Here is an 11,868-nt window from a genome sequence, read left to right on the forward strand (position 1 = left end):
CAGGGGTATGTTATGAAGAAGTCAATGAAGCCTATACCACCCAAATTTGTTCGTGCTGTGGCTCACGCTCCAGTAGTCCGGAAGGTAGAGCAGGACTTGGAATAAGAGAATGGCAGTGTGTGGAGTGCGGTACGCTCCATGATCGGGATGTAAATTCCGCACTGAATATTCTTGCGCTCGGGCATGAGCGTCTAGCAGTAGGAATCTCCGTCCTTTAGGTCGGGGAGGATGTCAAATTTCTGAGATGCTCAAATGAAGTCAACGGATTTGACATAAGTTTGAAACTACATAGCTGTGAAATATAACACTATGCCCAAATGACCAACATTGCTGCAAGCACGACCAATCCCAATCCCCAATGATCGGTACGGGCAAGTTTTTCTTTAAAGAAATACGCTGAAATAAGTAAGCTGAATAATATTTCAATTTGTCCGAGTGTTTTCACAATCGCCACAGTTTGCATACTCATGGCACTAAACCAGCCCAGTGATGCTAAAAAACTGCAGACGCTCACTTTAAAAGTTAATCCAACCCGCTGCCACATGGCATATAAGGTATGTCGTTTAAATATACCTAAAAAAGCCAATAAGATAAAACATTGTAAGCCAATGACCCACACCAAAACCCATGCAGCACGGTGAATAAACGGTAAGAAATCCAGCTCTAGACTGGCTTCACGCACCAATAAAGAAGTCACCGCAAAGCTGAGTCCACTACCGATTCCAATGGCTAAAGTTGTGAATGAAAAATCACTGCGTTGATTGCCTTTACTGAGTAGAAATACCGCAATACCGCCTATCACAACACCTAACCAAGCCAATGCGCTTAGATGTTCTTGTAGGAAAATCACGCCTACAATTGCGGCTAAAACTGCTTCACTTTTGGCAAGTCCGACACCCACCGCATAATTTTTCTGTTGAAACAGTTTTACCATTAAAGCTGTGGCTAAAATCTGACACACTGCTGCAATAATGATATACAGCCAAAACACCGAACTAAAATGCAGTTTTGCTTGTACAGGCTGCTGCCATTGTAAAATGCTTAAATACGCCAGTGCAAAAGGCAAGGCAAAAATAAAACGTGCCAAAGTCACGCCATAAACATCTACACTTGTGCTGAGTTGTTTTTGAAAGGCATTGCGCCATGCCTGCATAAATGCAGCCATTAAGGTAAAGAGCACCCAACTCGAAATCATTGCAACCACAAATGCTTTACTGATAAAGTTATAATTTACGCCTATTCCGTTATTTTTGCGATCTTTATTGCTTTTGAGTTATGCGCTTACGATCTCTTTTATAAACAAAAAAAACATTCATTAAAATTCAAATGAATGTTTTTCATATCTTGAAGCGATTATAGGTGTGCTGTTATTCAAAAACTGTTTAGAACTTATCTAAATTCACCACAACAGCCACGCCGATACAAAATAAAGCTACATACACGGTAAACCAAATAATCATGTGCTTAAATGCTTTGTCTGAAATACTGCTATCGGCATATTTCTGTGGTTTGCGTGAGTTATCTTCTTGCATATCGACTCCAATCTAGCCAGATTATGGGGATATACAGATTATGTAAAATTCTAAAGCATTGCTGTAGATACAAAATATTCATTAAAAACTATAACAGTTGATTTTAGATACATGCCAATCTGTTATAAAAACAGAAATTATTTAATGTTTTAAACCTAAAAATAGATCAAAATAAGTAACAGCTGCAAAAAATGCTTGAGTCATACCATGTATAAATCTGAACAATTGGCGTTGAACATTCGGCAACTCATTGAAAATGGTGCATGGAAAGCACATAGCAAGTTACCTTCGTTAAGAGAACAATCACAAATCAGTGGTTATAGCTTAATGACCGTGCTAAACGCTTATCAAGAACTTGAAGCTCAGGGATTGGTTTACGCTAAACAAAAGTCGGGGTTTTATGTCGCAGAACGTCTCAATCAAACTGAACGACCTGTACCAAGCAGTTTGAGTTTAAATGCACATATTCAAATGAACTCTTTGGTCTTTGGCTATTTAAAATCAATTCAGTCTGCAGATGTCAGTCCTTTAGGCTCTGCCTTTCCCAATGCAGAATTACTGTTTAACCCAAAGTTAATGCAAATTTTAGCGCAGCACGCCAAGCGAAAAAGCAGTTATTTTAGCCACGACCACATGCCACCGGGCAATTATGAATTAAGAACCATAATTGCAAATCGCTACTGTTTACAAGGCATACCCACCCATGCAAACGACATTGTCATTACATCTGGCGCATTAGATGCGCTCAATTTGTCATTACAAGCTTTGACCAAACCTGGAGATTTTATTCTATTACAAGAAACTATATTTTATGGTGCATGGCAAGCGGCTGAACGTCTTGGTTTACAGGTGATTACCATTCCAGAACACCCCGTTTCAGGTTTCGATTTAGACTCATTTGAACAAGCCTTAAAACAATACCCGATTAAAGTCTGCTGGTTGATGTTGAATATCCATAATCCTATTGGCTTTAGTGTCAGAGATGAAATTAAGCAACGCATTGCGAGTTTGCTTGAAGAATATCAAGTGTATTTAATTGAAGATGATGTCTATCAAGAATTGTATTACGGAACGCAAAAACCGCTACCCATGAAGTATTTTGACCGACAACAACGGGTACTGCACTGCGCTTCTTTTTCTAAAACTTTGGGTTCTGCTGTGCGGGTTGGCTGGGTTTATGCAGGACAATTTTCCAATGCTATTCAGCATTTGCAACTCATGAGCACGGTTTCTGCAAGTCCCTTACTGCAAAATACTTTGGTGGATTTTCTTTCGCATCATCATTATGAAAAACATTTGCGTCAATTACGCAAACAATTGGAAAAACATAAAAAAGTGTTTTATCAGCAATTGAAACAGCGCTTAAACCCAGCTTGTAAAATTCACTACTATTCTAGTGGTTACTTTTTATGGATTGAACTGCCTGCATATATAGATGGCTATACGATTTATCAGCAATTGATTCAAAATAAGATTGGCATTGCGCCAAGTCAGTTGTTCCGTTCTGAACAGGTCAGCCAGAACTTTATTCGTTTAAACTGTTCTTTTGCTTGGAACAGTGATATTGCGACTGCACTGGATGTTTTGTCTGCGGTAATACAGCAACACATCACCCAATATACTCATGCCTAAAATTACAGAGCCGATCACCCGACAATAAAAAAGAGCTGAGTTTTGGCTCAGCTCTTTTGTGATTTACAGGGCTATTTTAGAAGTTATAAATTGCGACTGCATTGATTCGGTTATCTTCACCTGTTTTGCTGCCATTTGCTGCTTCACCAAATGCTTCACGCTCACCATAAACATATTCTAAACCAAAGCTTAACGGTTTACGTGGGCTATAGAATACGTTTGCCCAAGCTTGCCATAAGTCTTTGTTAATCGTGGTTGTGTCTTTCATTGCTGCAATGTAGTTAGGGTCTTTGTCAAAACTCATATAACCATAACCCAAAGTGCCATGCACTTTGTCACCAAACTTTTGTGTAATACCGACCATAATTGAATCGAATTCACTTTGCGCTGCGATAGCACTCGTTGCAGTAATCGCACCTTTGTCATCAAGGTTAGTAACAGCAACACCTTTGTTGGTAAATGATACAAAGCTGCTATCACCTTTTACATGGTAATAATCGGCTTTTAAAGTCGTGCCCGGTACAACATCGTATTTAGCACCTACACCGACACCCCATGCCATTTCTTCATCAGAATTGACACGTTTTTCATGTCCCATCGCACGTACGCTGACATTTAAATTATCTGCAAATTGATGATTTAAACGCGCAGTTAATGCAGGTAAACGCTGGCTGATTGAACTGTCTTTAGGGTCTTCAGCTGCAACCACCAAATTGGTTTGTGGGCTAAACTTTGTTGTATAGCGTACTTGTGGTGTACGTTTTACCGAGCCACCAACAAATGCCAAAGCATCAATGGTTTCTGGCATATAGTCTGGAATTGCAAAGTTTGACCAAGTTTGACCAATCAACCAATTCCCATAGTTCAAATAAGCATGGCGAATACGTAAGTTATCAAGGTTTGCTCCACCTAAGAAGTCAACTTCAAGTTTACCCTTTACGTCTTGATCACCCACTGGGCTTTTAAAATCTAAACCTAAACGGGTTGCAGAAAGTGTTGATCTTAAACGATCACTTTGTTCTTTATTGCCTTCAAGTGGTACACCGTTAATTTGGTTATACGGCATATCTCTAGCGCCGCCTTCTACCTGATAAGAAGCATCTAAACGCACATTACCATATAGATTAAATTCGGCACCTTTGGCAGTTTTTAACACAGGATTAGCAACTGGTGCTGCTGCACTACGTTGCACATTGGCAATTGCTGTTGCAGTTTGTGCATTTTGTACTTTTTGCTGCTCAATCAAACCACGTAAAGCCTGAACTTCTTGTCTAAGTTGCTCAATTTCCGTTTGCTGTTGGGTCTGCGCCTGAGCTGCAACACTCATACCACCCATACTCAATGCAATCATGCTCATCATGAGCGTGCGCTGCATTGTTGGTCGAACCGTTGTAGATTGAAAATTAAAAGATTGGGTTAATGTTTTCGCGTTCATCCTAAACTCGCTTGTTATTGTGCCATCAAATTCTAGCAACAGATCACCATCGCTTACGATGGCGATCTATATCATTGATGACGAAAGATTAATTGAAAGGTATAGAAATTATTGGGGTGCTTTTTGTGCAATTGGATTGCTTTCTACCGCAGGCTCTGTAAGGGCTTTCGCATCTACTGAAGCTTTTAAATTCACCATGAAGATCGCTAAAGCAGCAATTACACCTGGAATCGCAATAGCAAAGAAGTTCATTTGGTGCGGTAAATTCATGGTCAATAATGCGCCAGTTAAGACAGGTCCAACGATCGCGCCGATACGACCAATACCTGATGCCCAGCCCATACCTGTAGAACGTACAGTAGATGGGTAATATTGTGCGACGAAAGTATAAAGTAAGATTTGTGAACCAATGGTTGCTGCCCCAGCAACTGCAATTAAGGTGTACAACACAATTTGTGGACTGTTAAAGCCAAGCAGAATTAATGCTGCTGCACCACAGATAAACATAATGGTGAGTACTTTTTTGATATGGAAGCGGTCAGCCAATGCACCACCACCAATTGCGCCAATCATGCCACCAATATTCAGTGCGAATAGGAAGATCATACTTGCACCCAATGAATAACCCGCTTGGATCATTAATTTTGGTAACCAGCTGCCCAAAGCATAAACCATTAACAAGCACATGAAGAATGCGATCCAGAACATGAACGTACTGAACATACGGCCTTGCTGGAACAATGCTTTTACAGGTGCTTCATCGCCTTTAGTCACTTCATTCAGTACAAACTCAGTGTCACCATTTAATTGTTGGCTTGGTGAAATTTTTTGCACAATACTACGGGTTTGCTCAATTTCTTTCTTGTTGGTCAAATACATGAGTGACTCAGGCAAGAATTTCCAAATTAATGGTAAAGCCACCAATGGAATAATTGCGATGTAAAACATGATTTTCCAACCAAACTCTGGCACTAACCATGCACCCAACAATGCTGAAGTCATACCGCCAATGGCATAACCACTAAACATCAGCGCAACCAAAGTACTACGAATACGCTTTGGCGCATATTCTGTCATAAGGGCCACAACGTTTGGCATTACACCGCCAATACCAAGCCCAGCAAGGAAACGTAAAATACCAAATTCAACTGGATTACTTGCAAACGCACCTAAGAATGTAAAGCCACTGAAAATAGCCACACAGATCATGATGGTCTTTTTACGACCTAACTTGTCCGATAAGGTACCGAAGGTCATGGCACCAAACATCATGCCAAACAATGCCGTACTGGCCAGTAAACCTGCTTGTACTGCACTGAGCGCCCACTCTTGCATCAGTAGTGGTAATGCAACCCCATAAATGACCAAGTCGTAACCGTCAAAAATAATGATCATCAAACACCAAAACAATACACCCCAATGGAATGGCGTGAACTTGGCCTCGTCAATCAAGGTATTAATATTAATTTTATTGCTTTGCATCTTGCTTCACCTCCTAATTGTGAAGTCCGTTACTCCAACTCAGATGCACACAATGAATAATAAGTTAAAATTTGTCCAAAACTGAATAGGCATGGATACATACCTAAAAAGCCTATAGTTTTGTAAGATATTGATTTTAAAACAGATAAAAATAACAAGGCGAAAAAAATACTGTAATGTGATGCTTAAAAAAGTTTTTTCAGGCAATTCACATAACAGTATTTTGTTAAAAATATCTGTGCTTTTATATAAAAAATATAGTTATAAATATTTGTTTTATATGGCTTTACTAGAATACATTTCGATCATAAGTAAATGCTTCCAAATCATAAACTTGATAAATGCAGTCAAACAAAGATCGAATGTCTTCACTTTCATCCATATTACGAATTGCCATAAACACAGGACTTACAGCCGAGTCATCTAATAAAGGTATAAAGTGCAAATGTGCCAAATGAATATTTTGTGCGCTTTCTGGCACGATACACAAGCCCTCACCTGCAGCAACAAAACCCAACGCCAATTGTAATTCACGCACTTCACGAATTTTGCGAGGTTCTAAACCATACTCAGAAAACACGCCACGAATTTGGGTAGAGAAGTTTGGCTTGTTGTGATTTGGATATAAAAATAGTTGTTGATCAACAACATCCGCCAAATATACACCTTCTTTTTGTGCCGCAAATGGGTGGCTCGAATGTACTGCAACCATCAAGCGTTCTTCACGTAATAAGATACGTTTAACTGCAGGATCAGAAATTCTTAAGCGTCCAAATCCAACATCTATACGCCCTTCTTTAAGTGCCTGAATTTGGTCATTGGTGGTCATTTCCACCATTTCTATTTTTAAATGCGGATGCTGCTGCTTAAACAAATACACAATTCTTGACAATAATCCGAACAATAAAGAACCAACGAAGCCAATAGTCACAGTACGACCAGCAATACCGACACGTTTTGTCATCGACTTGATTTCTTCCGCATTAGACAAAAGTTTAACGGCATGTTGGTAAAAGAATTGGCCTGCTTCGGTGGTCTTAAGCGGTCTACTTCCACGCTCAAATAGTTGAATTCCAAGCTCTTGTTCTAAATTTTGGATCTGTCTGCTCAAAGGTGGTTGAGCAATAAAGAGTTTTTCTGCTGCCTTGGTGAAACTTTGCTCTTCTACAACAGCAACAAAATAACGTAAATGTCTGAGTTCCATAGCTCAAAATACCTTTTAAGTATAAAAAAATGCATATTTGATCTTCGACCAATGCAATTTATTCTTTTAAGGTATATCACATAACTGTAATAAAGCAATGATATGAAGGGCAAACCATGTATAAGTCAGTAGAAACTTTGCTGGTGGAAATACCAACCATCCGTCCACACAAGATGGCGGTTGCAACCATGCAAACCCAAACCCTTGTATTAGTCAAAATCACCACTGAAGATGGTTTTGTTGGCTGGGGCGAAGCAACCACGATTGGCGGCTTGGGCTATGGTGAAGAAAGCCCAGAAAGCGTAAAAACCAATATCGAAACATATTTCGCATCATTGCTAAAAACTTTAGCTGGCTTGAATGTTGCGCAAACTTTACAGGTCATTAAAAAGAATATCAATGGCAACCGTTTCGCGAAATGTGCCATTCAAACTGCTTTATTAGATATTCAAGCGCAGCGCTTAAACCAACCTTTAAGTGAAATTTTAGGTGGTCGCCTACGCAACTCGGTTCCTGTGTTATGGGTACTTGCATCTGGCGATACAGAAAAAGACATCGCTGAAGCACAAAAAATGATTGCGGCTAAACGCCACAACACATTCAAGCTCAAAATCGGTTCACGCCCAGTAGAGCAAGATGTAGAACACGTATTGGCAATCAAACAAGCATTGGGTAAAGACGTTTCTATTCGTGTAGACGTAAACCGTGCTTGGTCAGAACTTGAAGCAATTAAAGGCATCCAGCTTTTACAAGATGGTGGTGTCGATTTAATTGAACAACCATGTGCAATTGACAACATTGATGCCATGGAGCGTTTAACACGTAAATTTGATATTGCCATCATGGCAGATGAATCATTGATGGGCCCACAAAGCGCTTATCAATTGGCAAAACGTAATGCTGCATCTGTATTTGCAGTTAAAGTTGCCCAATCTGCGGGTCTAATCGAAGGTTGTGAAGTTGCAACAATTGCACAGTTGGCAGGCATCGACCTATATGGCGGCACAATGCTTGAAGGCCCTGTCGGCACGATTGCATCTGCGCATGTGTTCTCGACCTTCCAGAATTTAGCTTATGGCACAGAATTATTTGGTCCGTTATTGCTGACCGAAGAAATTTTAAAAACTCCACTTCAGTACCAAGACTTTGAATTACACCTTCCAACAGGTGCAGGTTTAGGTATTGAGTTGGATGAAGACAAAATTGACAACTTGCGTCGTCAGTAATTAGGAGAAACCCATGCTTTTCCACGTACGTATGGATGTAAACATTCCATTGGATATGCCAGCAGAAACTGCTAACGAAATTAAAGCCGTTGAAAAAGCATATTCGCAGGAATTACAGCGTCAAGGTAAATGGCGTCATATTTGGCGTATTACTGGCCAGTATTCAAACATCAGTATTTTTGATGTTGAGAGCAATGAAGAACTGCACAACATTCTGCAAGGTCTTCCGCTCTACCCTTACATGAATATTGAAGTGATGGCATTGAACCGCCACCCTTCATCAATTCGTGAAGATGACACCTGATTTAATTCGGAAACTGGAGTAAGCACCTTACTCCAGCACCAAAGTAAACATTTAGCAAACCAAGTAAACAAGGAAAGTGGCAGCCAATTATCTCGTTTTTAGTCCAGAGATATTCGCCACCAAAGCACACCTCCAAGGAGAATGAAAATGAATCGCCAAGAAATTGATGCATTAGTTAAGCAAATGAACGTTGATACAGCGACAGGCCCTGTAGATGAACGTGTACAACAAGTTGTTGTGCGTTTATTGGGTGACCTTTTCCAAGCGATCGAAGATCTTGATATTTCTCAGTCAGAACTGTGGAAAGGTCTGGAATACTTTACTGATGCCGGTCAAGCGAACGAATTAGGTTTATTGGCTGCAGGTTTGGGTCTGGAACACTACCTAGACTTACGTGCTGATGAAGCGGATGCTAAAGCAGGCATTACTGGCGGTACGCCACGTACGATTGAAGGTCCACTTTATGTCTCTGGCGCACCTGAAACAGTAAGCTTTGCGCGTATGGACGATGGTTCTGAAGAAGGCAAAATCCCGACGCTGATCATTGAAGGTACAGTGACTGATACTGACGGCAACCGTGTTGAAGGTGCTAAAGTTGAAATCTGGCATGCCAACAGCCTGGGCAACTACTCATTCTTTGACAAGTCACAGTCTGACTTTAACCTGCGTCGCAGCATCATTACCGCTGCCGATGGTCAATATACTGCATTGACGACAATGCCAGTGGGTTATGGCTGCCCTCCAGAAGGTACAACTCAGTTTGTACTGGACAAGCTAGGCCGTCACGGTAACCGTCCATCGCACGTACATTACTTCGTATCTGCACCGGGTTACCGCAAGCTGACTACTCAATTCAATATTGAAGGCGACCAATACCTGTGGGATGACTTTGCATTCGCGACTCGTGAAGGTCTGGTGGCAACTGCGGTTGACGTGACTGATGAAGCTGAAATTGCAAAACGTGGTCTGAAAGGTCCTTTCAAACACATCCAGTTCAACATTGTTCTTCAGAAAGATCAAGCTGGCGTTCCTTCTACTGAAGTTGAACGTCGCCGCGCAAGCGCATAATTTGAAATGGAATCGGGATGTGGTCGTTGCCCCATCCCGATGACTGCCCTCCTTGGAAAGTCGGAGAAAGGACATGCCTCGTATTCCTGTTATCAATACTAGCCACTTAGACCGTATTGACGAATTATTGGTTGATGATTTTGAATCTGGTGAATTTAAATTACACCGTTCAGTATTCACAGACCAAGCCCTGTTTGACCTAGAAATGAAATACATTTTTGAAGGCAACTGGGTTTATTTGGCACATGAAAGCCAAATTCCAAACAACAATGACTACTACACCACTTACATTGGTCGTCAGCCAATCATCATTGCGCGTAACCGCAATGGCGAATTGAATGCCATGATCAACTCGTGTTCACACCGTGGTGCACAATTATGTCGTTACAAGCGTGGTAACAAAGCAACTTATACTTGCCCATTCCACGGTTGGACTTTCAACAACTCTGGTAAGTTGTTAAAAGTAAAAGACCCAGCAGATGCAGGTTATTCAGATTGCTTTAACAAAGACGGTTCACACGACTTGAAAAAAGTTGCCCGCTTTGAAAGCTATAAAGGTTTCTTGTTTGGTAGCTTAAACCCAGATGTTCCTTCTTTAGAAGAATACCTAGGCGAAGCGACTAAAATCATTGACATGATTGTGGGTCAATCTCAACAAGGTCTTGAAGTTTTACGTGGTTCTTCGACTTACACCTATGAAGGTAACTGGAAGTTAACTGCTGAAAACGGTGCCGATGGTTACCACGTGTCTGCAGTACACTGGAACTACGCTGCAACAACTCAGCAACGTAAAGAAAAAGAAGCTGGCGATAACATCCGTGCAATGAGCGCAGGTTCATGGGGCAAACAAGGCGGTGGTTCTTACGGCTTTGAAAATGGTCACATGCTCCTTTGGACTCAATGGGCTAACCCAGAAGACCGTCCTAACTTTGCCAAGAAAGATGAATACACCGAGCAATTCGGTGAAGCAATGGCGAAATGGATGATCGAGCGTTCACGTAACTTGTGTATCTATCCAAACGTGTACTTCATGGATCAGTTCGGTTCACAAATTCGTGTGTTACGTCCTCTTTCTGTCGATAAGACTGAAGTGACGATTTACTGTATCGCACCTGTAGGTGAAGAGCCAGAAGCACGCGCACGCCGTATTCGTCAGTACGAAGACTTCTTTAACGCATCAGGTATGGCTACACCAGACGATCTTGAAGAATTCCGTGCATGTCAAGTTGGCTACGCAGGTATCGCACTTGAGTGGAACGATATGTGCCGTGGTTCTAAGCATTGGATCCAAGGTCCAGACGATGCTGCAAACGAAATCGGTTTAAAACCAAAACTTTCAGGTATTAAAACTGAAGACGAAGGTTTATATCTTTCACAGCACCAACATTGGTTAGATCTAATCAAAAAAGGTATTGCGACTGAAAAAGAAATTGCTGCATCTACTGAAGGAGAAAACGCATGAGCGCGATTACTTTAGAAAATATTGCTCAATTCCTTTATCAAGAAGCTCGCTTCTTAGATGATGAGCAATGGGATGAGTGGTTACAGTGCTACGCTCCTACTGCTTCTTTCTGGATGCCAGCTTGGGATGACGATGACCGTTTAACTCAAGATCCACAGTCTGAAATCTCTTTGATTTACTATCCAGACCGTCAAGGTTTAGAAGACCGTGTGTTCCGTATCAAAACTGAGCGTTCATCTGCAACCATGCCAGATACACGCACAAGCCACAACATCAGCAACATTGAAATTGTTGAACGTGATGGCGATAAAGTCACTGTACGTTTTAACTGGAACACTTTAAGTTTCCGTTACAAAACTAACTACAGCTACTTTGGTATGTCACGCTATGAAATCGATTTTTCTGGCGACAAACCGCAAATTTTAAGCAAGTACGTGGTGCTGAAAAACGATTACATCAACCAAGTAATCGACATTTATCACCTCTAAGACTGTATTCATTTACAGCAAGGTAAAAACCTTTC

At 41.0% G+C, this 11,868-nt stretch carries 12 protein-coding genes; 7 read left to right on the forward strand and 5 right to left on the reverse strand.

Annotated features, from left to right (window positions below; all coding sequences use genetic code 11):
- On the forward strand, positions 1–218 hold a 218-nt coding region (locus FTU09_RS00005), incomplete at its 5' end, for a zinc ribbon domain-containing protein (protein WP_179991410.1).
- An 89-nt stretch (positions 219–307) separates the two neighbouring features.
- Here the strand turns inward: FTU09_RS00005 and FTU09_RS00010 are convergent.
- Together FTU09_RS00010 and FTU09_RS00015 are read right to left on the reverse strand one after the other, a co-directional pair.
- Entirely contained in the window at positions 308–1,195 is an 888-nt protein-coding gene (locus FTU09_RS00010) for a DMT family transporter (protein ID WP_180079342.1), read from the reverse strand.
- A gap of 187 nt (positions 1,196–1,382) precedes the next feature.
- A complete protein-coding gene (locus tag FTU09_RS00015) occupies positions 1,383–1,532 on the reverse strand; it encodes a hypothetical protein (RefSeq protein ID WP_004973540.1) in 150 nt (49 codons plus the stop codon).
- Between the two features lie 207 nt (positions 1,533–1,739).
- Between FTU09_RS00015 and FTU09_RS00020 the strand changes: the two genes are divergently transcribed.
- Entirely contained in the window at positions 1,740–3,164 is a 1,425-nt protein-coding gene (locus tag FTU09_RS00020) for a PLP-dependent aminotransferase family protein (RefSeq protein WP_096901620.1), read from the forward strand.
- A 76-nt stretch (positions 3,165–3,240) separates the two neighbouring features.
- On the opposite strand, the gene FTU09_RS00025 is transcribed toward FTU09_RS00020, so the two are convergent.
- The 3 genes from FTU09_RS00025 to FTU09_RS00035 form a co-directional block, all read right to left on the reverse strand.
- The gene (locus FTU09_RS00025; RefSeq protein WP_257226836.1) at positions 3,241–4,599 is read right to left on the reverse strand and encodes a DcaP family trimeric outer membrane transporter; all 1,359 of its coding nucleotides are present in this window, start codon (positions 4,597–4,599) and stop codon (positions 3,241–3,243) included.
- A gap of 108 nt (positions 4,600–4,707) precedes the next feature.
- Positions 4,708–6,081, reverse strand: coding sequence for an MFS transporter (locus FTU09_RS00030; RefSeq protein WP_096901618.1), 1,374 nt, complete (start codon positions 6,079–6,081; stop codon positions 4,708–4,710).
- A gap of 289 nt (positions 6,082–6,370) precedes the next feature.
- Positions 6,371–7,285: a LysR family transcriptional regulator gene (locus FTU09_RS00035; protein WP_096901617.1), complete on the reverse strand. Its 915-nt coding sequence runs from the start codon at positions 7,283–7,285 to the stop codon at positions 6,371–6,373.
- A 116-nt stretch (positions 7,286–7,401) separates the two neighbouring features.
- Between FTU09_RS00035 and FTU09_RS00040 the strand changes: the two genes are divergently transcribed.
- The 5 genes from FTU09_RS00040 to benB all read left to right on the forward strand — a co-directional run bounded on the left by FTU09_RS00040 (position 7,402) and on the right by benB (position 11,833).
- Positions 7,402–8,511: a muconate/chloromuconate family cycloisomerase gene (locus FTU09_RS00040; RefSeq protein ID WP_004973532.1), complete on the forward strand. Its 1,110-nt coding sequence runs from the start codon at positions 7,402–7,404 to the stop codon at positions 8,509–8,511.
- A gap of 13 nt (positions 8,512–8,524) precedes the next feature.
- Positions 8,525–8,815 carry a muconolactone Delta-isomerase gene (catC, locus tag FTU09_RS00045; protein WP_096901615.1) on the forward strand — a complete coding sequence of 97 codons (291 nt, stop codon included), beginning with the start codon at positions 8,525–8,527 and terminating at the stop codon, positions 8,813–8,815.
- A gap of 147 nt (positions 8,816–8,962) precedes the next feature.
- Positions 8,963–9,883 carry a catechol 1,2-dioxygenase gene (gene catA / locus FTU09_RS00050; protein WP_004973528.1) on the forward strand — a complete coding sequence of 307 codons (921 nt, stop codon included), beginning with the start codon at positions 8,963–8,965 and terminating at the stop codon, positions 9,881–9,883.
- A 73-nt stretch (positions 9,884–9,956) separates the two neighbouring features.
- Positions 9,957–11,345: a benzoate 1,2-dioxygenase large subunit gene (benA, locus tag FTU09_RS00055; protein WP_096901613.1), complete on the forward strand. Its 1,389-nt coding sequence runs from the start codon at positions 9,957–9,959 to the stop codon at positions 11,343–11,345.
- Positions 11,342–11,833 (forward strand): benzoate 1,2-dioxygenase small subunit, encoded by a 492-nt coding sequence (benB, locus tag FTU09_RS00060; protein WP_096901612.1) that lies wholly within the window; start codon positions 11,342–11,344, stop codon positions 11,831–11,833. Before benA ends, benB begins: the two co-directional genes overlap by 4 nt.
- Positions 11,834–11,868: the final 35 nt, after the last annotated feature.

The organism is Acinetobacter sp. YH12058 (genome assembly GCF_013419805.1).
GTDB lineage: Bacteria > Pseudomonadota > Gammaproteobacteria > Pseudomonadales > Moraxellaceae > Acinetobacter > Acinetobacter towneri.